Source organism: Roseiconus nitratireducens (genome assembly GCF_008629675.1).
Taxonomy (GTDB): Bacteria; Planctomycetota; Planctomycetia; order Pirellulales; family Pirellulaceae; genus Stieleria; species Stieleria nitratireducens.
On sequence record NZ_VWOX01000013.1, the window covers coordinates 140991 to 163069 of the forward strand.

At 62.1% G+C, this 22079-nt stretch carries 15 protein-coding genes; 10 read left to right on the forward strand and 5 right to left on the reverse strand.

The features are described from left to right. Nucleotides 1-118: 118 nt before the first annotated feature. Nucleotides 119-754 (reverse strand): cytochrome C oxidase subunit III, encoded by a 636-nt coding sequence (locus FYK55_RS21020; RefSeq protein ID WP_235908867.1) that lies wholly within the window; start codon nt 752-754, stop codon nt 119-121. Nucleotides 755-1202: 448 nt separating this feature from the next. Here FYK55_RS21020 and FYK55_RS21025 point away from each other — a divergent pair, with 448 nt between their 5' ends. The 6 genes from FYK55_RS21025 (at nt 1203) to folP (ending at nt 6114) form a co-directional block, all read left to right on the forward strand. Continuing rightward, the gene (locus tag FYK55_RS21025; protein WP_150078497.1) at nt 1203-2150 is read left to right on the forward strand and encodes a GNAT family N-acetyltransferase; all 948 of its coding nucleotides are present in this window, start codon (nt 1203-1205) and stop codon (nt 2148-2150) included. A 1-nt stretch (nt 2151) separates the two neighbouring features. Continuing rightward, nucleotides 2152-2487 carry a tetratricopeptide repeat protein gene (locus FYK55_RS21030; RefSeq protein ID WP_150078499.1) on the forward strand — a complete coding sequence of 112 codons (336 nt, stop codon included), beginning with the start codon at nt 2152-2154 and terminating at the stop codon, nt 2485-2487. Then, complete coding sequence (gene recO / locus FYK55_RS21035) at nt 2488-3246, forward strand: DNA repair protein RecO (protein ID WP_150078501.1); 759 nt, start codon at nt 2488-2490, stop codon at nt 3244-3246. It abuts the gene before it with no gap. After that, nucleotides 3243-4580: a tetratricopeptide repeat protein gene (locus tag FYK55_RS21040; protein WP_150078503.1), complete on the forward strand. Its 1338-nt coding sequence runs from the start codon at nt 3243-3245 to the stop codon at nt 4578-4580. Before recO ends, FYK55_RS21040 begins: the two co-directional genes overlap by 4 nt. A 98-nt stretch (nt 4581-4678) precedes the next feature. Continuing rightward, nucleotides 4679-5191: an LPS assembly lipoprotein LptE gene (lptE, locus tag FYK55_RS21045; protein ID WP_235908861.1), complete on the forward strand. Its 513-nt coding sequence runs from the start codon at nt 4679-4681 to the stop codon at nt 5189-5191. Then, nucleotides 5188-6114 (forward strand): dihydropteroate synthase, encoded by a 927-nt coding sequence (folP, locus tag FYK55_RS21050; RefSeq protein ID WP_449314228.1) that lies wholly within the window; start codon nt 5188-5190, stop codon nt 6112-6114. Before lptE ends, folP begins: the two co-directional genes overlap by 4 nt. Here the strand turns inward: folP and FYK55_RS21055 are convergent. The 3 genes from FYK55_RS21055 to FYK55_RS21065 all read right to left on the reverse strand — a co-directional run bounded on the left by FYK55_RS21055 (nt 6111) and on the right by FYK55_RS21065 (nt 13503). Continuing rightward, nucleotides 6111-7127, reverse strand: a complete 1017-nt coding sequence (locus FYK55_RS21055) for an acyl-CoA desaturase (RefSeq protein ID WP_150078507.1) — start codon at nt 7125-7127, stop codon at nt 6111-6113. The genes folP and FYK55_RS21055 overlap by 4 nt on opposite strands. Nucleotides 7128-7345: 218 nt before the next feature. Next, nucleotides 7346-7549 (reverse strand): small basic protein, encoded by a 204-nt coding sequence (locus FYK55_RS21060; protein WP_150078509.1) that lies wholly within the window; start codon nt 7547-7549, stop codon nt 7346-7348. A 284-nt stretch (nt 7550-7833) separates the two neighbouring features. Further along, nucleotides 7834-13503: an SdrD B-like domain-containing protein gene (locus FYK55_RS21065; RefSeq protein ID WP_161604659.1), complete on the reverse strand. Its 5670-nt coding sequence runs from the start codon at nt 13501-13503 to the stop codon at nt 7834-7836. A 478-nt stretch (nt 13504-13981) separates the two neighbouring features. On the opposite strand from FYK55_RS21065, the gene FYK55_RS21070 reads away from it, so the two are divergent. Beyond that, entirely contained in the window at nt 13982-17122 is a 3141-nt protein-coding gene (locus FYK55_RS21070) for a DUF1553 domain-containing protein (protein WP_235908862.1), read from the forward strand. Further along, the gene (locus tag FYK55_RS21075) at nt 17112-18554 is read left to right on the forward strand and encodes a DUF1501 domain-containing protein (protein ID WP_390621749.1); all 1443 of its coding nucleotides are present in this window, start codon (nt 17112-17114) and stop codon (nt 18552-18554) included. The genes FYK55_RS21070 and FYK55_RS21075 overlap by 11 nt, the downstream gene beginning before the upstream one ends. A gap of 140 nt (nt 18555-18694) precedes the next feature. Here FYK55_RS21075 and FYK55_RS21080 read toward each other — a convergent pair whose 3' ends face one another. Further along, the gene (locus FYK55_RS21080; RefSeq protein ID WP_161604660.1) at nt 18695-20140 is read right to left on the reverse strand and encodes a BBP7 family outer membrane beta-barrel protein; all 1446 of its coding nucleotides are present in this window, start codon (nt 20138-20140) and stop codon (nt 18695-18697) included. 645 nt (nt 20141-20785) lie between these two features. On the opposite strand from FYK55_RS21080, the gene FYK55_RS21085 reads away from it, so the two are divergent. Further along, nucleotides 20786-21190 carry a heavy-metal-associated domain-containing protein gene (locus FYK55_RS21085; protein ID WP_150078518.1) on the forward strand — a complete coding sequence of 135 codons (405 nt, stop codon included), beginning with the start codon at nt 20786-20788 and terminating at the stop codon, nt 21188-21190. A gap of 45 nt (nt 21191-21235) precedes the next feature. Next, nucleotides 21236-22012 carry a sirohydrochlorin chelatase gene (locus FYK55_RS21090; protein ID WP_235908863.1) on the forward strand — a complete coding sequence of 259 codons (777 nt, stop codon included), beginning with the start codon at nt 21236-21238 and terminating at the stop codon, nt 22010-22012. The last annotated feature ends 67 nt before the right edge of the window (nt 22013-22079 follow it).

Genomic DNA, 22079 nt, shown 5'->3' on the forward strand with positions numbered 1-22079 from the left:
GTGCAGCCGAGATGGTGTGCAGCCGGAGTACGCCGGCGGAGCCGGCAGGCAGTGCGTTCCCAGGCGGGAGCCTGGGAACGAGGAACTGGACATCGCCCGCCTCGACTCCCGCCCGCCGTTACCAGGCGAAGCCCCCCGTGGTCAGCCAAAACGCGGCCAGCATGCTGATCCAAACCAAATCCAGGAAGTGCCAGTAGTGGGCGGCAAAATCGACCGGCCAATGCCGTTCGTGGTCGTACAGCCCCAGGCTGGAACGCGTCGCAACGATTCCCAACGCCACGATCCCACCGAGCACGTGCAATGCGTGCAGGATCGCCAAGACCACGATCATCCCGGCAACCCCGCGGCCGGTTCCGGAGAACAACGCGGGACCCAACAGCAGCTCCGTCATCGACAAGCACTGCACGACGGTAAATGCGATCGCCGCCACCGTGCTGATGGCCAGCAGCCAACCGGTCAACGCAAAACGGTCGCGTCGGACCGTGCGGGTTGCCGAGTGAACCAGGCCGCTGATTCCCAGCAAGCAACCCGTGCTGACCAAAAAGGCGGCCGGCAGCGGAACCGAGTTCTGCGGGTCGTCCCGCCGCGAATAGGCGTACAGCGCGTAGAGCAGGATGCTGGTGAAAAAAAAGATCAGCAAGGACAGCAAGAATAGCCACCCCCCCTGCTGCACTCGGCGGTCGCTGGGCAAACGACTCCGCCCCACTTCGGAGGGTTCCGCCGGCGAAGATGAAGGGTTGACCTGGGAGACCATCAATTCTGAATCGGAGAAAACAAAGTGTCGATTGAATCCGCTTCTGTGGGCCTGCGGGCCGCACCTGACCGCGGCTGACGAACAGGCCCGCCAAACGCTATGCTGAGTCGCCCAACGTGATGCACGTGCGGTCTTGTGTGAACCGGTTCCGTCAACGTTCCGATCCGCCGGACCGTCGCGGCAGGGAGGTTCACGAGTCGACATCGGCTGTCGGTGAAATCATCGAGCGGCGTCAAACTGCTGCCACACATCCGCCTGAATTGCCGATCGGCAGCCACACGCGGCCCAGGATGGCTGGTCGCGGCCGGCCGCACCCCGCACATTCGTCCGTCGGTACCGCATCCGGATACGAACGTTGTTCGGATGCGAACGGTGAACCGTCGGCACCGACGACCGCCACCGACCCTGGCTTTGTCCCCTCAAGATAATGATTGCCCGATCAAAATCGATGAGCGAAATTCGAGACTTCTGCAATTCCGATCTTCCCGATTTGACGCGGGTATGGAGCGAACATTGGACGGCCGCCGGATCGCCTCCCCCGATCAGCTCCACGATCATCGAGCGTGCCGTTTTGTCGCGGACGTTTTTTTCCAAAAACGAGCTCTTGGTGGCTTCGGTGGAGGGCCAGGTCGAGGGGTGGTGCCACCTGAGTTGTCTCCGCGACGATCTTGCCTCGACGGACGTCCCCGCCCCGGCAGTGCTGTCGGCAATCTGTTTTACGCACGCCGGTTTGGCCTGTTGCGACGAATTGTTGTCGGCCGCCCAGGAGCGGGCCCGGCAGATGGGGTGTGAAACGATGGTGGTCGGCCCGTTGCGGGACCAAAGTTGCGGTTACGTCGGTCTGGCACCCATCGGCCACGGGATCGGTGTCCCCGACGTCGACGTCCGGGCGTCGTCGCTGCTGACGCGTCACGGATTCTCGCCGGCCGGGAGTTACGACCGAATGGTGGTGACCACCACGCCGTACCGGCCGCCGGTCAGTCGCGAGATGATGCAGTTTCGTCGCACTACCCGCACCGAACGCGACGCGGTGATCCCTCAGCAGGGCCGCTACGCTTCGGCGATGTCTCACCTGGACATCGAGCACCACCGACTGATCAACCACCGCACCGGCCAGAACCTTGCCAACGTCCGGCTGTGGTTGAGCGATCCCGAGGCCCAAGTGATGAGCTGTTCCGAGGCCATCCTGGACTTGTCGCCGATCACGACCCCCGGGCAACTGACCATGCCGGAAACCTTTCTGGTTGCCGCCATGATCCAAACCATGGCGAACCGCTGCGTGTTCCGCGTTGAAACGGCAATCAACGCGGAACACGGGCAGTTGCGCGAGCAATTGCAAGCGTTGCATTTTCAAAGCGCCCAGCGCGGCCAACGCTGGAAGAAGACGTTGAGTTGAGATGAATCGAAAAGAAAAAATCGAAGCGATGTTGGCGGACGATCCCACCGACACTTTTTTGCGATACAGCCTGGCGATGGAATTGCGTGGCGAGGGCGACCACGAAGCCAGCTTGAAACGGCTGGACGAATTGATCCGACAGACGCCCCCCTACGTCCCCGCCTTCTTCATGTCCGCTCAGCAAATGGTCGAATTGGGGCGAGTTGATCAGGCTCGGAGCGTCCTTCGTGACGGCATCGACCAGGCCCGATTGCAAGGCGACGCGCATGCGGCGGCGGAGATGAGCGAATTGCTGATGTCGCTGGGCGAACTGGGCGAAGAGGACGACCAGCTGTAAATGGCGGCTGAGCAAACCACGGCGATCGTGATCCGGGCAATCGAATTCAGCGAGACCAGCCTGGTGGTGACCCTATTGACTCGGGAGTTTGGGCAAGTTGCGGCGTTGGCCAAGGGGGCCCGGCGGCCGAAGAGTTCCTTCGAAGGCGCGCTTGACCTGCTGGCGGTTTGTCGTGTAGTGCTGATTCGGAAATCCAGTGATGCGCTCGATCTTTTGACCGAGGCAAAGCTGCAACGCCGTTTTCGCGGCGCCGAAAAGTCTCTCGAACGCCTGTACGCGGGGTACTACATCGCCGAGATGTTGCGACTGCTGACCGACAATCACGATCCCCACCCGGGGCTCTACGATCTGACCCTCGATGCGCTCGGGCAAATCGACGGATCGGGGAACACCGCGCTGGCACTGTTGGGGTTTGACACGGCAGCCCTGCGATTGCTGGGGCATGCGCCCTCGACGCGTCAGTGCGTCGATTGCGGCCAGGTGGTCCGCGGCGCCCGTCGCGTGGCGTTCGCACCGATCGCCGGCGGCGTGGTGTGTGAGACATGCCGTTCAAGGCAACACAGCATCTTGAATGTCCACGCGGCGACGATCGAACACCTGGAACGGTTGCTGGCCCCGCACACGCGGATCCCGGTTCAGGTTCCCTCGGCGGTTTATCGGGAGATGCGCGGTTTGGTCAGCCGATACATCCAAGCAATCCTCGGCTTGAAGCCCAGGATGCAGTCATTTTTGCCCGCCCGGATGGAACCGGTCGAATGAAATCAAATCGAAACAAAGCTCGTTCATCAACCGGTAACGTCTTGGGATGGACCAGTACCAGTTTGCTGCTGCTGTCTCTCGGCTGCACGTCGGTCACTGCTCCTGGCGGCGCGGGCCCTGGCGGAATGGGCCGTTGGTGGCCCGGTTGGCCCTCGGCAAACAGTCAGGGTCCCCAAGGTTCCGCAGCCGATGTTGCCGAGACGAGCGAACCGGTCGATGATCGCCCCTTGGTCCAGCGGATTCCGACGCCAACTCGGTTGGTCGGGTACGTGACCGGAAAAGCTGAAAACACGACCAAGGCGAAGGAACTGTATCGCAAGGGCGATGCAATCTTCCGCCAGGCCCAAAACGCGTCCGAGAAAGAACGTATCGCCTTGTTTGGGAAGGCGGCCGATCACTTCGCCGATGCGGGCGATGCGGCGCCGGGGTCCGCTTTGCAACAGGATGCGCTGTACATGCAAGGCGAATCGCTGTTCTTCGCCAACGATTTGAACGGGGCCCGAGACGCGTTTGAAACGTTGCAGAAAGAGTTCCCGCGGAACCGCCACAGCGATCGTGTCGCGGCCCGCCTATTCACGATCAGCCAGTACTGGATCGAAACTTCCAAGGCCGGTGCCGACGCCTGGTACAAAGTCAATCTGTTCGACAAGACGCGACCGCTGATGGACCACGACGGCCACGCCGTCAAAGTGCTGGACCAGATCCGCTACGACGATCCGACCGGCAAGCTGGCCGATGATGCCACCATGGCTGCCGCGGCCGAGCACATTCGCAACGAACGCTACGAGCAGGCCGATGAATTCCTGACCGACCTCCGCGAGACCTTCACCGACAGCAATCACCAGTTCCTGGCGCACATGTTGGGGATTCGTTGCAAGCTGGAAATCTATGCCGGGCCCCAATACGGCGAACGGGTCTTGGAGGAAGCCGCGGATCTGGTCGATCAAACCCGCCAGCGTTTCCCGGCCGAGTTGAGGGAGCAGAAATACGCCGACATCCTGGCCCGCGCGGCGGCCGAAATCGAGTTCCACCAAGCAGAGAAATTGGCGTTCCGGGCCCGGTTGCGTGGAAAGCAACGGGAGTTCGGGGCATCGCGTGAGATCTATCGAAAATTGCTTCGCGACTTCCCCAACACGCCCCAGGCGGAAGAGGCCCGAGAAGCTCTGGCGGAGATCGACGGGCTTCCGGACAGTCCCACCCAAAAGCTGGCGTTTCTGACCAAGCTGTTCCCCGACAGCAAGCAGAGCACGCCGTTGGAAACGGTCCAATCGCAGTCGGGCGACGATGCCTCCGAACCCGATACCGAGTCGAACAACGGCACCATCCTGCGATGATCCCCGCGACACGCTTCGCACCGACACTCCCTGCTCGCGCCGGATCCCTTCTTCGGGCAACGGCGTCTTGCACCCGGCCAGCCGCGTGGCGTGCGGTCGTGTCGTTTCTGACCGTGTGCTGGTTCGCAAGCGTCTGCGGGTGTGCCGCTTACCAGTTCGGGGCGTCCGCCCTGTATCCGCCGGGGATCGCGACGGTCCACGTGCCGGTGGTTCGAAACGAAACCTTTCGGCCGGACCTGGGAATCCGTCTGACCGAGGCGTTGGTCAAAGAGATCGAACAGAGAACCCCGTACAAAGTCGTCAGCAATCCGAATGCGGATTCGGTGCTGCGTTGCACAATTGTTTATGAATCCAAAAGCGTGTTGACCGAAACGGAGAACGACGATCCGCGGGCGCTCGACGCGACCGTTTCCGTGGCTGCGAATTGGACGGCTCGGGACGGACGTCGGTTGATGATGAACAGCCTGGCAACGGGCCAAGACGACGCGACCGGTTTCAGCCAGAGTGTTCGCTTCGTCCCGGAGGCGGGACAGTCGATCAGCACGGCGACCCAGGACGCGATCGATCAGTTGGCCCGACGGATCGTTTCCCAGATGGAAAACCGCTGGTGAACGATCCGGACCGATCCCAAGCGGTGCCGCCGAATCCGTCCACGAATCTGTCCGCGGGGCCGACCAAGGGCAAGACCTGGCAATTGGCTCGGCGGTCGCTGGTCATCGAGGGCCGGCCATTGGTGATGGGGATTCTGAATGTCACGCCGGACAGCTTCTCTGACGGCGGCCAGCACCTGCAAGCCCGGCACGCCATCCAGGTCGCGCTGCAGATGCAGTCGGATGGGGCCGACATCATCGACATCGGCGGGGAGAGCACGCGGCCGTACAGCGACATCGTTGGCGTGCAGGAGGAATGCGATCGAGTCTTGCCGGTGATGGAAGGACTGCGGTCATCGTTGTCGATTCCGATCAGCATCGACACCCGCAAAGCGGCGGTTGCCCGAGCCGCGATCGCCGCGGGAGCGGAAATCGTCAACGACGTGTCGGGGCTGCAAGGCGATCCGGAAATGCTTGAGGTGGCTCGGTCCACCGGTGTCGGCGTCTGCGTGATGCACATGCAGGGAACGCCGCAAACGATGCAGGATGCGCCGACTTACCGAGACGTGGTTGAGGAGATCCTGCGTTATCTACAGCTTCGGTTTGAATCTTGCGTGGAAGCGGGGATCGCAGCGCAACGAATCTGTCTGGACCCGGGCATCGGTTTCGGAAAAACGCATCAGCACAACTTGGATCTGATCCGATCGGTCGGCCGCTTCGCCGCGTTGCCGGCACCGATCCTGATCGGCCATTCACGCAAAGGCTTCATCGGGAAAGTTTTGGGCGACAAGGAGGCCGATCGCACGGCCGCGACGCTGGGGGTGACGTTGGCGGTGGCGGCGGCCGGCGCCGACGTCGTGCGGGTGCACGATGTCCGCCCCACGGTGGAGGCGCTGCGGTTGTTTGAAGCTAGCGGCGCGTTGCAGCGTCGCCCGGGAAGCTAGCGTGCCATCGATTTGGGGCGAACGACGTCTTTGACGAGCCCGACCTTTTCCATCAGTTGGATGACTCGCCAGGACATGTCGAATTCCCACCAGCGGTGTCCGTGAGCGGCAGCACGCGGTTCGGCGTGGTGATTGTTATGCCAACCTTCTCCGTGGCTAATCAGAGCCACCAGCCAGTTGTTGCGGCTACCGTCGCGGGTTTCGTAGTTGCGATAGCCAAAGAAGTGGGCCAGGGAGTTGACCGCCCAGGTGCCGTGCAAGACGAACACCGTTCGCACCGCGACGGCCCACACGTAGTAGCTGGCCGCGTACTTGGCGGCTCCGGCGGGTCCATCGACGAAGAAGCCGACGATCGCGCCGAGCAACGTGATCAACAAAGCGTGAGCGAGAAAAACGACGAACCATCCGCCGCGTCGCTCCAGTCGCAGGTAGAACGGATCACGCAGCAGGTCGCGGACGTAGCGTTCGTAGTGGCTGGTCCGATCCAGATCGCGGTTGCGAACGACGACCCAGCCGACGTGGCCCCACAGAAAACTGACCAGCGGCGAATGGGGGTCGGGTTGGTGATCGCTGTGCTGATGGTGCATGCGGTGAATTGCGACCCAACGAGCCGGCGAATCTTGCAGGTTGCACATCCCCAGAATTGCCAACCCGTGTTCCAGCCATTTGGGACAGGTGAATCCGCGATGTGTCAGCAAGCGATGGTAGCCGATGGTGATTCCCATCATCCCGAACACGAAGTGGCCGGCCACCGCCAGCACGAAACCCGACCAGGTGAACAGCCAGGGCACGAAGGCCAACAGCGCGACCAGATGCACAAAACCCAGGACCGCCAGGTACTCCCACAGGATCCGGACCGGTTGCGTCTGTTCGGGATGGGGCAAACGCTGGGGGTCGATCGCCGGGACCTGGTCGATCGTCGTCTCGCCGGCGGCCGGGATCTCCACCGTCGGAGTGTCGACCGGTTGAGGACGCCCTTGGTCGGGCGTGGTGGGGGCATCTGCGGTGGACATCGCGTCTGGAGTGGGTGGCGAACAGGGAGCGAGTGAGTGGCCGAGGACCCTCGGTGGAGCGAGCCTAAGTCGCCCGCACAGCCTAGGTTAACTGGAAACAGGTGCGGGAGGCCAAATGCCACAAAAAAACCGCCTGCGAGGGGATCTCGCCGGCGGCCCATACAGTTCTCACCAATCCCGAAGTCGTCGGTCGGGACCAAGGAGCGTGGAATCGAAGACTATTTCTTGTCTTCTTCCTTCTTGACCTTCTTCTTCTTCTTCAACGAGACCTTCATCACGCGAACCTTGGGCATGCCCAGGATATTATCGTCTTCGTTGAACTTGTCCAATCGTTGCAATTGGGCGATCCGCTCGGCTCGGGTCAGCACGTTCCGCGTTTTGATCGCCCCGGCACGCACTTTCAGGCTGCGATCGAGCGTCATGATAGCTTCCTCGGGGGGAGGGAATGTTGGCGAAGGGGTTGTTCAGGGCCGCGAAGATTAATGGTTGGGGGCAAAATCCGCAAGGTTGTGGGCGAGTTTTTTTGGGCCTGCAAGCGGCGGTCGGCCGCTTTTGGGCCGCGCCGGCCGGGGGTGGTTGTGGCCCTCCCTGTCCGACCGCAGGTCGGGCGACCGGATGTCGCCAGCCCAGTCAGTGGCCGGCCCAGTCGGTCAGTGGCCAGCCCGGTCAGTCGTTGGCCAACTGAGTGAGTCGTTGGCCAGCCCGGTCAGCGGGACAGGAACAACCGCTTGTTCAGCAGACGGGGTGCCCGGATGATCACGCTGGTCTGGTCGTCTTCCTGTTCGATTCCGTTGTCGGGTGTACTGTCCACGTCGAACTCGTTGGCAGCGACCAATTCGATGGGCACGTTTTTGATGCCGCGTTGGTCGATGCGGACATTCAGGACCAACCGGGTCGCCGATCCGGCCGGCACGTCGCCGACGATCCAGCGTCCGGTGTTGCTGTTGTAGGTTCCGCTTTGAGGCTGGCTGCTGACCAGCGTCAATCCGTCCGGCAATAGCACGGAGAACTCCACGCCGGTGGCGTCGGAGGGGCCTTCGTTGGACGCCGTGAAGCTCAACTGGATGGTGTCGCCTTCCAGCGGCGCGTCGTCACTGACCGATCCGGTAACGGACACATCCACCACGCGGGGTGTGACCGTGATCGAGGCGATGTCGTCTTCGTCCATCGCGCCGTTGCCCGGTGTGCTATCCGGATCGATCTGGCGGGTCTGGATGATCTCGGCCACATTGGTCGACGGTTCGGCACTCGTCACGGCGGTGACGATCCGCAGGGTTTGGGGCGATCCCATCGGGATGCTGGGGATCATCCACTGCCCGGTCTCCGGATCGTAGGTTCCGGTCGAGGGATCCGCCGAGATGAACCGCAGGCCGGGCGGCAGGGGATCGTTCACGATCACGCCGGTGGCCGTGTTGGGGCCGGCATTGGAGACCCGGATCGTGAACTCGAATTCTTCGGTGCGGCCGGGCGTCTCGGTGCTGGCGGTTTTTTCGATCGACAGATCCGCCACCTGGGTCATCAGCGTCACCGACGCCTGATCATCTTCCTCCGGATCGTCGTTCCCGGGAACGCTGTCGGAATCCGGTTGGTCGATGGTTTGAACCTGGGCCGTGTTGACGGCGCTGCTGATCGTTTCCACGACGGCTTCGATTTGCAGGGTTGGCGTTTCGCCGGCGGGAACCGTGCCGACATTCCAAATCCCGCTCAACGGATCGTAGCTCCCACTGCTGGGCTGGGAGGACTGGAAGGTCAGGCCCTCGGGCAACTGGTCCAAGACGGTCACGCCGGTGGCGTCGGACGGACCGTCGTTGCTCAACGCGATTTCAAACAGCACCACGTCGCCAATGTTGGGCATGTCCTGGTCCACCTCTTTGGTCAGCGCCAAATCGACCAGTTCGGGTGACAGGGACGCACTGGCCTGGTCGTCTTCGGTGGGGTCGTCGTTGGCGGGCGTACTGTCGGGATCGAACTGGTCACTGGCGATGATCTGCGCGACGTTGGTTTTGTCCTCGACCGAATCGACGCTGGCTTGCAGCGTCAGCGTGGCGTCTTGCCCGGCGGGCAGGGAGGGGATCGTCCAAACGCCGTTGGACGCGTCGTAGTCGCCGTCGGTCACCGTCGATTCGGCGAGCGTCATTCCGGTGGGGATCTGGTCACGCAGCGCCACGTTGGTCGCGTCGTCGGGACCATCGTTGCGGACGCGGATGGTGAACACCACGTCGTCTCCCACGTTCGGTGTCATGTCGTCGGCGGTCTTTTCGACCGACAGGTCGGCCGTCGCGGGGGTGACCGTGGCACCGGCGATGTCATCTTCGTCCGGATCGCCGTTGCCCGGTGTGCTGTCGACATCGCGCTGGTCCGCGGCGGTGATCTCGGCGTTGTTGGTTTCGGCGACGTTGGAGTTCGCGATCGCAATCAGGTTCAAGGATTTCGAGGCATCGATTCCCAACTGTCCGACGCTCCAGATTCCGGTGTTCGGATCGTACACGCCGGACGGTTCGCTGCGGACGAAGGTCAATCCGTCAGGCAGCAGGTCGGTGACTTCGACCCCGGTGGCGGGATCCGGTCCGTCGTTGGTGACCTGCAGCGTGAAGACCACTTCATCGCCCGGATTGGGTTTGTCGGTGTTGGCGGTCTTGGTCAACGAAAGGTCGATCGACTGGGGCATCAAGGTGGCCGTAGCGCGATCGTCCTGATCCGCTTCGCCGTCGCCGGGGGTGCTGTCCGGGTCGGTCTGTCCGGCGGCGGTGACTTCGGCGATGTTGGTGATGTCTTCGGTGGTGTCCACGATCGCGTTGATGCGAAGCGTGGCGCTGCTGTTGGTGTTGACCGCGTCATCTTCGATCGTCTGGGTGTTGACGGCCGCGTTCAGGTTGGGAACCAGATCGATGCGCGGGATGTCGACTCCGGCCAACGCTTCGCCCAGGAAACGGATCTCGATGTTCAAACCGTTTGGATTGTCATTCCGCGAGACCTGACGCAATTGAAATTGCGACGGAACAAAACCCAAGGCGACCAGCGCGTCGGCGGTTTGACCCAGGGGATCGCTTTGAAACGCCGCGATCGGACTTTGGTAGGTGGCCGGGCTATTGGCCTGGACGAAACTCACGTTTCCGGACGTGGCGTCATAGATCCCGGGACCGATCACCAGCGTTTGACGTTCGGTCGGGGCCGGCAGTTCGCCGACGGTCCAGACACCGCTGGCGGGGTTGTAGATTCCGGCCGAGACGGTGTTGGAAACGTACGTCAGTCCGGTCGGCAGCAGGTCGGTGATCTGCACACCAGTCGCATTGTCGGGACCCGAGTTGGTGACGATCAAGTCGAAAGACACCTGATCACCGGCATTGGGCCGAGGGTCGCCGACCACCAATTTTTGCAGCGACAGGTCGGCCGATTCGGTGGTGAAGCCGACGGAAGCCTGGTCATCTTCGGTGGGGACGTTGTTGTCGGGCGTGCTGTCGGTGTCACGTTGGTCGGCCGCGATGACTTCGGCACGATTGGTCCCCATCCCGATCGAATCGACGCGCGTGCGGATGGTCAGGGTGACCGGATCGTTCAGGCCGACCGTGCCGATGTTCCAGACACCGGTCGAGCGGTTGTAGCTTCCACGCGACGGGGTTTCCGACAATGGAGTGACGCCCTCGGGAAGTGTTTCTTCGACCAGGACCCCGGTGGCGACATCGGGACCGGCATTGTTGACCGTGATCACGAATTCGATTTCGTCGCCGACCGACGGCGAAAAGTTGTTCACGACCTTGGTCAAGGACAGATCGATTTCCCGGGGTCGGATGGACGCTTCGTCCTGGTCGTCTTCGTTGGGGTCGTTGTTACCGGGCGTGCTGTCCGGGTCGGCCTGGTCCGAGGCGATGATCTGGGCGAAGTTGGTGGCCAAGCCCGCGTCTGTGACCAGGGCGGTCAGGTTCAAGGTGACCGGGGAACCGACCGCCACGTTGCCAACATTCCAGATCCCCGTGTTGGGGGCATATTCGGGCGAACCTCCGCCGGAGGACAGCGCCGCCGAAACGAATTGGGTGCCGGCCGGCAATTGGTCACGCACCTGGACGCCGGTCGCCGCATCGGGGCCGCTGTTGGCGACCGTGATTTGAAAGGTGATGGTGTCCCCGACGTCCGGGGCCAGGCTGTTGACGCTTTTGGTCAGCGACAGGTCGGCGGCCGTGGGCGTGATCGTCACGTCGGCCTGGTCGTCTTCGGCCGGGGCGTTGTTCCCCGGGGTGCTGTTGGGGTCGTCGACGTTAGACGTCTGGATCTGGGCCACGTTGGTTTTCGCGCCGATCGTGTCCACCCGAGCGTTGATGGTCAGCGACGCGCTGCCCCCGGCGGCCACGCTGCCGAGTGTCCAGATGCCCGTCGCGGCGTTGTAGTCCTGGCCGACAGAAGAGGACAAGAAGGTCATGCCCGGTGGCAACAGGTCACGCACCGTCACACCGGTGGCCGCGTCGGGGCCGCTGTTCGTCACGGTGATCACAAAGTCCACGTCATCGTTCAGATTCGGCGTGGTGTCATTGACCGTCTTGCTGAGCGCCAAGTTGGCCGAAGCTGTGGCGAATGCCACCGTGGCGAAGTCGTCGCCCATCCCGTCGCCGGGCGTGCTGTCAAAGTCGGTCTCGTTGGCGGCAATCACTTCGGCGGAGTTGTTTCGTGGACCGGCCGAGTCGACCACGGCGCGAATGGTCAGGGTCTGGGATGCGTTGGCATTGATCGAGCCGACGTCCCACAGTCCCGTGGCCGCGTTGTAGGTGCCGGCGGTGGTGGTCACGTCGCTCGGCGAGTTGATCCGGATGCCGCTGGGAAGCAAATCGCGAACCTGCACACCGGTCGCCTGTTGCGGACCGCTGTTGCCGACCGTGATCGTGAAGGTGATCGTGTCACCCAAGTTGGGTGACAGGTCGTCGACGGTCTTGGTGACGTTCAAGTCGATCTGGCGCGGCGTCAGGTCGACGCTGGCAACGTTGTTGCTGGTGACCGCATCGGTCTGGTCGCTGCGGGTGACCGTGGCGGTGTTGGTTTTGGTTCCCAGCGATTCCACCCTGCCGACGATCGACAGCGTGGCCTGGCTGCCTGCGCCAACGGGCAGCGAACCGACGTTCCAAATGCCAGTCGAGGCGTTGTAGTTGTCACCAGCCGAAGAGGACAGGAAACGAACCCCGCTGGGCAACAGGTCGGTGACTTGCACCCCCGTGGCCGCCGCGGGACCGTTGTTGGTGATCCCGATCGTGTAGGTGACCGTCTGGCCGACATCGGGCAGCAGGTTGTCAACGGACTTGGTCACTGCCAGGTCAGCTTCGTCAAAATTGTCGAAGTTGGCGACAAACGGCGTCTGTCCGAACGCGCCGATCAATTCCGCGATGCCGTTGGTCGTCAGGCCGCCGGTGATTTCCAACTCCACCGCGGTGACGTTCGTGAAATCGGCTCCGCCGCCGATCGCGGAGAAAACCGAGAACGGAACGAATTCGACTTGGCGGTCAACCGTTCCGGCCGGGAAGTGCGGGATCGTGATGATGGCTTCCGAATAGCGTCCCGCGGCCGATGAGTTGTCGTCGTTGGAGTACACCCTCAGAATCGCTTCGGCTTCGTCGGTGTCGGTTCCCATCACCAGGTTGAATCCGACGGCCTGGCCGCCGCCGGTCAAGTCTTCGTTCAAACCCGTGTCGTCGACATCGACCGGATCCGAGTCGATTCCGTCCCAGACGATTCGGCGTTCCCCGTCGCCGCCGCCCAGCGAATCGAAGGTGATCGCGTTGGGAACCAGCGTCGGGTCGTCGACGGCCAGTTGAACCGTGCCCTGCGGCGAGGACAGGCTGACAATCAGGTCGCGTTGTCCACCGATCGCGTCTTCGGTCAGCAGTTGGTCGGTGACCGGGACGCCGTCATTGGTGGTGTCGGTGACTTTCTGGAACGAATCATTGAAGGTGTCGATCGGTTCGACCAGGCGTCCAGCGACGTCCTCGGTCGTGACGGTGATCGTCGGGGAAAGTTTTTCCTCCAACTGCCGTCCACCCGAGGTCGTTTGAGACAACTGTCGGACGACGTAGTTTCCCGCGGTGACGCGGGGGAAGGAATACAGGCCGTCGCTGTTGGTGGTCGCGGTGTCCACCACCCCGCCAGACACGTTTTCCAAACGCACCTGCGCCCCGCTGATCCGGGGTTCACCGACGTCGACCTGGTCGTTGCCGTTGACGTCATCAAACAAGGTGCCGGAGATTGAGGCCAGGTCGACGGCGACGGCCAGGACGCGGCGGTTTTCCAGCGTCTCCAGGCGAGGCTGGAACGCGGTGCCGCGTCGACGCTTGGGACGGGAGAGACGTTTTCCGGGTCGACCTGCCTGGGCAGGACGATTGTCGAAACGAGATTTCATCGGGAGGATCGGTGTTTCGGGTGCGATTGGTCGGTGCCCAGTCCGACAAAGCCGGTGCCGCAACCGTCGACGCAACCAGACGGCTTGTCGGCGCAGGGCAGAACACATCGCATTCGGCATCGGCACTCGGGGGCCGGCCGTGGACCAAATTCGTTCCGCGGAGCGGGGAAAGGGAGCGACCGGTAGTGGTGATTCGGATGAACGCAGTCGACCGGGTCGCTCGGGAACGGCCACCGACGATGGATGTCCCGAGGTGCTCTTCGCAGGGGCATTTTCGCGGTTCGTGTTATCCCGATCCGCGAAATCCTGACGCCTGGCAGGCTCGCCCGGGGTGTGTTTCGGGGAATGTCAGAACCACGCAGCGAGATTTGGGAGCAGACATTTCGCCTGTCAATCATCTATACTGGGATGCCATCTGAACCGGCGCGACGGTCTCGCTCACGCCGCTACGATCCCACCTCCAGCCACCCCGCCGACTGTGTATCGCTTCGCACTCTGCTGTTTCGTCGTGCTGTCGTTGGCGACGGACTCGTTTGGCCAGTCCAATTCACGAGCCGACGAAGATCTGTTCGAAATCCACGTTCGCCCGACGCTGGTGGCTCATTGCATCCGCTGCCACGGCCCGGACAAGCAGGAAGGCGGATTGAAACTCACGTCGCTGGAAGACTTGTTGGCCGGTGGAGACTCCGGGCCCGCGATCGTGATCGGCAAGCCGGAGGAAAGCCTGCTCGTAGAGGCGTTGCGGTACGAATCCTACGAGATGCCGCCGGACGGCCAGCTGGAACAGGACCGCATCAGCGGGATGGTCCAGTGGATTGCCGCGGGCGCACCCTGGCCCAACGACGTGGCTTTAAAAATGCCGCCCAAGATTGCCGACGAAGACCGGCAGTGGTGGTGTTATCAACCGATTGCAGACCCGGAACCGCCCGCGATCGACGGGGACACGTGGTGTCGCAACGGAATCGATCACTTCGTGCTTTCCAAGCTTTCCCAGGCGGGGCTCCATCCCGCCGAGCCCGCAGACCAGTTGACGCTGATTCGGCGATTGCATTTCACGCTGACCGGACTGCCGCCGGATGCGCGGGCGATCGAGGAGGCGTCGTCGCCGGATTTCGACTACGACGCTTGGGTGCAGCGTCTGCTGGACAGTCCGGCGTATGGAGAGAATCAAGCGCGGTTCTGGTTGGACTTGGTTCGGTACGCCGAATCCGATGGCTATCGCGCCGACTTTGAACGCCCCGAGGCACACCACTATCGGGACTACGTGATCGCATCGTTCAACGAAGACAAATCCTACGACCAATTTGTCCGCGAACAGATCGCCGGCGACGAGATCGCGCCGGGAAGCCGGGAAGCCCTGACCGCAACGATGTACCTGCGGCACTGGATCTATGAGCACAATCAGCGCGACGTGGAAACGCAGTGGCACGAGATCCTCAGCGACATCACCGAGACGACCAGCGACGTGTTCCTGGCCCAGGGGCTGAAGTGCGCCCGCTGTCACGACCACAAATTTGACCCGCTGCTGCAGCAGGACTATTTCCGGTTCAAGGCATTCTTTGCAGCGTTCCAGCCCACGGAAGATCAACCGATCGCTGACGTCCAGGCGCGTCGTGCGTATCAACAACAGCTAGCCGAATGGGAGCAGGCGACGGCCGAGATTCGCAAGCGACTGCGTAAAATCGAATTGCCGGTGGCGTTGAAACATGCGACCCGCGAAGGGTTCGACAAGTTCATCCCGGAGATTCAGGCGATGATCCGCAAACCTGTCGATCAGCGGACTCCCTACGAACACCAGATCGCTTCCCTCGCGTCGCGTCAGTTCGATTTGCCCTACGACAAACTTGACCAATGGCTCAGTGTGGAAGAACAGGCTGAACGCCAGTCTTTGAAGCAGGAACTTGCCAAGTTCGATTCGTTGAAGCCTGAACCGCTGGAGCGGATGAAGTTCGTCGCCAGCGACGTCGGTCCCGTCGCACCGGTGACTTACGTGCCCGACGACAAGGAAAAGAAACCGGTTTCGCCGGGATATCTGACGTTGTTGAATCCCGACCCGGCGACGATTCCCGACCTCCCCGAACCGCTGGAAACCACGGGGCGGCGGACCGCTCTGGCGAACTGGATCGCCAACCCACAGAACCCGTTGACGGCTCGCGTGATCGTCAATCGGATTTGGCAGCAGCACTTCGGGCGGGGCCTGGTGGACAACTCTAGTGACTTCGGTCGGTTGGGCGCCCCGCCGACTCATCCCTTGCTGTTGGATTACCTGGCAAGCCGCTTGATCGAAGACGGGTGGAGTCTGAAAAAGCTGCATCGTCGGATTCTGACTTCGGCAACGTACCGACAATCGTCCCAACGGCCGATCGACCAGCTTGCCAAGGAATCCGATCCGAACAACGACCTTTTGTGGCGGATGCGCACGCGACGCTTGTCCGGGGAAGAGATCACCGATGCCGTGTTGGCGGCGAGCGGAGAGTTGGAAAAACTGAAGCGGGCGATTTACAAGCCGGTCCGCCGCAACAGCCCCGATCCGCTGCTGGCCGCGTTCGATGCTCCCGACCGAATCCGCAGCGTTGGAAAGCGTCACCGGACGACCACTTCCACCCAGGCCCTGTTGTTGGCCAACGGGTCGTGGTCGCACCAGCGCGCCCGGGCCATCGCCGATCGATTTGAATCGGAGCAAGACGACACCGATGCGTTTTTGCAGTCGCTGTATCCCGCGCTGTTCGGCCGCCAAGCCAGTCTGGATGAGGTCTTGATGGCCGAAGATTTCGTGGAGCGTTACGTCCAAGCGACGCCGGAGCAAACGGTTCCCGAGTACCAATCGTTGGTCACCATGCCGTCGACCGGTCAGCAGGCGGTGAACCTGCAACCCGGCGGGCCGCTTCGGATGAGTTTGAAGGCTTCGGATTCGCTTCCTGAAGGCGACTTCACCATCGAAGCGGTCGTGTTGTTGCGCTCGATTTACGACGATGCGTCCGTCCGCACGATTGTGGCGCAGTGGAAAGGGAGTAAAAAGCAGCCGGGCTGGTCGTTGGGCGTCACGTCAAAGAAGAGTCGTTACGAGCCGCGCAATTTGATCCTGCAACTGATCGGAAAGAACGCCCAGGGAGACGACCTGCACTACGAAGTGGTGCCCTCGGGATTGCGACCGGAATTGAACAAGCCCTACTACGTCGCCGTCAGGGTCGACTTGCAGGATCCGTCCGAAAGTGGCATCACTTTCTACCTGAAGGACTTGACCGACAAGGATGCCAAGCTGCGGACGGCGTCCGCCAAACACACCGTGGTCTCTGGGATCCGTCCCTCCAACGATGTCACCATCGGAGACCGGTTTGGTCACCATCAATGGGACGGCCTGATTGACAGCCTGCGCGTGGAGGATCGATCACGGGATCTGTCGCAAGTCGCCCAGGCGGACTCGCCAGAGGGCTTGCCGCGATACGTCATCGACTGGCAATTCGAAGATCCCCAGCGTCTGGGGTTGGATTCATCCGGCAACGGCAATCACGCTTGGGCCAAGGTGGAACGGCCCGAAGTGGAGACCCCGCGCGAGCAGGCTTTGGTGGCACTGGTGCACGCGCTGTTGAACTCAAACGAGCTGATTTATGTCGACTGAACGTTCCCCAGGACATTCAATGCGGTCCGAACCTTTTTTGTCGCGGCGAGACATGCTCGTCAACTCGGGCACCGGATTCGGTGCGCTCGCGCTGGCGGCCTTGCTCAGCGAGCAGAGCGACGCATCCGGTGCGCAGGCGTCGCCGCTGGCGGCCCGCTTGACCCATCATCGGCCGCGGGCAAAAAACGTCATCTTCCTGTTCATGGAAGGCGGTCCGAGTCACATCGACACGTTCGATCCCAAACCCGCTTTGCAGGAATTGGCCGGTAAACCGTTGCCGGAAAGTTTTGGACGGGTGATCACCGCGATGGGCGAATTCGACTCTCCGGTGTTGGCGTCCAAACGAAAATGGAAGCAACACGGAGAAAGCGGGCTGTGGATTTCCGATTGGCTGCCTCACATGGCCACCCGTGCCGACGACCTGGCGGTGATCCGTTCCTGCTGGACCAACGGCATCAATCACTCCGGCGGCGTTTGCCAGATGAACACCGGCACGCAGTTCGCCGGGCGTCCGTCCCTGGGCAGTTGGGTGACGTACGGGCTGGGAACCGAAAACCAGAATCTGCCGGCGTTCGTCGTCATGCAGGACAAGGGCACCGTTGTGAACGGCCCTCGCAACTGGGGAACCGGATTCATGCCGGCGGTGTATCAAGGAACCGCCATGCAGGTCGAAGGAGAACCCTTCAAAAACCTGTCGCCGCCGGAGCATGTGACGCGGAAGCAGCAACGGCTGGCCCTGGACTATCTGGCGTCGGTCAATCATCGGCATCGCGATTCCCGCGCCGAGAACAGCGAACTGGAGGCCCGCATCCGCAGCTACGAACTGGCGTTTCAGATGCAAAGCCACGCCCCCGAAGCCGTCGACCTGGCCCAGGAAACGGCCGAAACCAAAGCCCTGTACGGTTTGGACCAGAAAGAAACGGCGGAGTTTGGGCGGAATTGCTTACTCGCCCGGCGAATGGTCGAACGCGGCGTCCGTTTCGTCCAGTGCTACCACGGGGCCGGCAGCCAATGGGATGCCCACAGCAAGATCGAATCCAATCACACCAAGATGTGCCGCGGCATGGACAAGCCCGTTGCGGGACTGTTGACCGACTTGGCTCGACGCGGGCTATTGGAAGAAACCCTGGTCGTCTGGGGCGGCGAATTCGGGCGGACGCCGATGAGCGAGAAAGGGGACGGTCGCGATCACAACCCGACCGGGTTCACCATGGTGATGGCCGGTGGAGGTGTCAAAGCCGGTCAGACCTTCGGGAGTACCGACGAAGTCGGATTGCACGCGGTTGAGGATCGCCTGCATGTCCGCGACCTGCACTCGACGATCCTGTACCTGATGGGAATCGACCACAAGAAGCTGGTCTACATCAACAAAGGCCGACCCGAACGAATCGACATGAACGAAGGGCACGTCTACCGAAAGATCTTGGCCTGAGGCCGATCAGCACTTTGATTTTCGATAGTCGCCTTTCACTCCGTGAAAGTTGCGTTCACTCCCGCAAAACGCCCGGACGAGAGATTCAACCATCTGTTCGGGCTGAGTTTCCGTCTGCTCCGGCCAGCTTACCGCTGAACTCAAAAGCGAAACTCGCCGCCGATCGTCAGACCGTGGGCCAGGTAGTCCGATTGCACCCACAGGGTTCGCGGACGCAGAGCACCCTCCAGCGGATCCAATTCGTCGGGAATCAGGCCCGGATTGACGTCGGTGTCGATCTGCTCGGAAGCCCGAATCACGTTGGGAAAGTACAGCACGGTGTAGCCGATGCTGGCATGCAAGCGGGTGGTCAATCGGAGCCCGAGTCGCAGCCCGAGCTCTGGGATCATCACGAATTCATCTTTTCGGAACGTGCCGCTGTTGGTGCGTTGAACCAACAACCCGCCCGGCAGCACGTCGGTGACGCCCGATTCGGTGTAGCTTGTGCTGCCATCGGTGCGGAGCGTTTGTTCGTTGTTCCCCAAGGCCACGCGAATCGACGATTCCAGCCAGATCTGATTGCGAACGGTTCGGCGGACCACCCCCAACTGCAAGCCTTGGAACTGGTTGGTCGTTTCGAAGGAGTCGGATAGCGAAACACTGCCGGGGGCCGTTTCCAATTCTGATTGCAGGTTCTCGCTGACCGCCAACGAGTCACGCAGTCGCAAGTTGCGGTAGCCGAGAATCCAATCCGTGCGATCCTGCATTTCGCAGGGTTGGCAGGGCACGACCGGAGACTGGCACAGGGCGAACCGCCCGTTGATCAGGAACGAACGCAAGGACGATTCGGTTCCGACCCGGACGTTGCCGCTGACCAGCCCGGGGTAGGCCAGCAGTTGAGCCGTCTGTTGACCGGCGACGATGTCGAAAAAGGGTCGCGCCAGGATGGGAGATCCGTCACTCGATGCGCTGAAGCCATCGTTCATATCTTCCAGCCAGAAGTACTCCGTTTCGACGCCGAACCGGCGCTCGGGGGAAATCCAGAAACCGCTGCCGAGCAGAAAGCCGCTGGCCGAACCGTCGTTCAGCTCGGTGTTGCCAAACCGCGTCGAAGTTCCCGTCTCGCCCAAGACGCCCGCGGTCGCCTGTGGAGTTCCTCCGGGGCTGGTGGTGACCAGTGAAGGACTGTCCATTCCGGAAACGTCCCACAACAGGTATTCGCCACGGAAGTACAGCCGAGAATCAATGTGTTCGCTGACGCGCGGCAACAGGGGCGGGTAGCTGGTGAAGGTGTTCGACAGGGGGCCGCCGTCAAAAATCGGCAGCAGACGGCCGTCGCCTTGAATTGGCGCCGCCATCATGGGCGCGTTGAGCGCCGTCGGGCCGGTGCTTGTCGTCGCAGCGGGGGCCCCGAAAATCGGACCATTGAACAGTCCGCCTGCGGGAGCCAGCGGTGGCGTGGTCGGGATCTGGTAGGGATCGCCCCACGAGGAGGCGGCGGCCGGATCGGTCGGCGACGTCACGACGACCGGCGGGGCCACGACTTGGCCCCACAAAGTTGCCGGGGCGAGCCCACCGGAAGCCCAGAACGTCCCAATCGCCGCCACGCAGATCCACGCAAACCTTGCCCGGCGGGAGCCGTTTCTGCAGCGCAGTGCGGGCCGGTGGGCGCGTCCGGCCTGCGTCAATGTTTTCCAGACGTGGTGCAACGAAGCGATCTCCGAGCAAGAAACAGCAGAAAATGGTCCGAGTCTCGAAATTCCGGTCAAGAATTCCGTCACTCCGACCGAACCCGCCGGAAACTGCGAAAATTGACCGCTGCACGTCAAGATGAAACGATTCGGTCGAATCGGATTGCGGGCCCGGTGAGTTTCCCAAATGCCCCAGGGTGCCGAATGTCAAACGGTTCAGGCCCCCAACGGTTCAGGCCCGGCCACCGTCTGGTGACGGTGACGACGTTGATCTCGTCTCCGGGATCCCGGCCGGGGGCCTGCAAGCTGGCACCGTCGGAGCGAAAAATCCGTCGGGGAGGGTTTCCCCGACGCCCCAAACCACCAATCATTAGTTGGATTGCCTCGCTGCCGGTCGATCGGTCACACTATTCATGCAGCCGGTCGTGTTTCTGCAGCCCGTTGACGGCAGCCAGTCGCCCGGTGAACCTTCGTCAAAGTTGCGGCGAAGATTTTTCAGACGGCTTGCCGTGTTGCCCGCCCACAAACCTGCCTCCACTCCTTTCCTTGGGATCCTTTGCCATGCGATCAATCGCTTACGGAATCGCCATTTTGGCGGCCGCAGGAATCATGTTCTTCATTGCCATGAACCCCGCTGAGCCACCGGCCGACGCGTCCGGTCCCGAGACATCGCCGGCGTCCGTTGCGACGATTGAGAAGCAGGTGCCGTCGGATGCCGAAACGCAGTCGGCGTCGGTCACGCTGAACGTGCCCGAAATGCACTGTCCGTTCGCGTGCTACCCGAGCGTCAAAGAGAACTTGGAAAAGCGGGACGATGTCATCGAAGTGGCGTTGGCCCCGCAAAAAGAAGAAGGGGTGATTGATAACCCGCAGGTCATCGTGACCTACAAACAGGGCTTCAGTACCGATGCCGCCATCGCGACGTTGGAATCGGCCGGATTCGGTGGTTCCACGGTCGTCCAGTGAGCCGGCCAGAAAGCGGCGACAGTAAGACCTGAACCGGACCTTCGCGTGTCGACAGAACCTGACGCCCTGTTGTTGATCGGACACGGGACACGGGACGAAACGGGAACGGAGGAGTTTCTCGCCCTGGCCGATGTGCTGGCGCGGCGCGTTGCGCCGCTGCCCGTCGCGCCGGCGTTGCTGGAGTTTCAGAAGCCGACGATCCGGGAAGCTTGGGATTCACTGGTTCAATGCGGGGCGACGCACATCCGTGTTGCACCCTTGCTGCTGTTTGCCGCCGGTCACGCCCGCCAAGACATCCCGGCCGAGATTTCGGCGTGTGCGGAGCGAACGCCGGGCGTGATCCACAGCCAGTCGGAGCCGCTTTCGCGTGCCCCGTCAATCGTGGACCTGTTGGTGGAGAGAATCACGCACACCGCATCCGACCTGTCGGTCGACCGGCGCGAATCGGTGACATTGGTGATGGTGGGACGCGGCAGCCACGATCCCTGTGCCGGTTCCGACATGCGCGTGCTTGGCGAAGTCACTGCCCGTCGCGCGGGTTTCTCCAACCATGCGGTCGCGTTCTACGCCATGGCGGAACCGCGTTTGCCGAAGGTGCTTGATCAAGTGGCCAGCGACAGTCGGACGCAAACCGTGCTCGTGCAGCCTCATTTGCTTTTTCACGGCCGGTTGTACGATGCCATCGCCGGCCAAGTGAGGGAGGCGGCCGATCGGCATCCGGACGTCCGGTTCGGAATGGGCGGCTACTTGGGAGCGACCGAGGAAGTTGCCGAAGCGGTTCGCCGCCGGGCATTTTCCCCCGCCATGGCCGAGTCGTCCTGAGCGTCGCCCAACGGCGGGAGCGGTGGCGGGGGCGGGCCTGAGCCTGTTCCAACCGCTTGCCTCACTC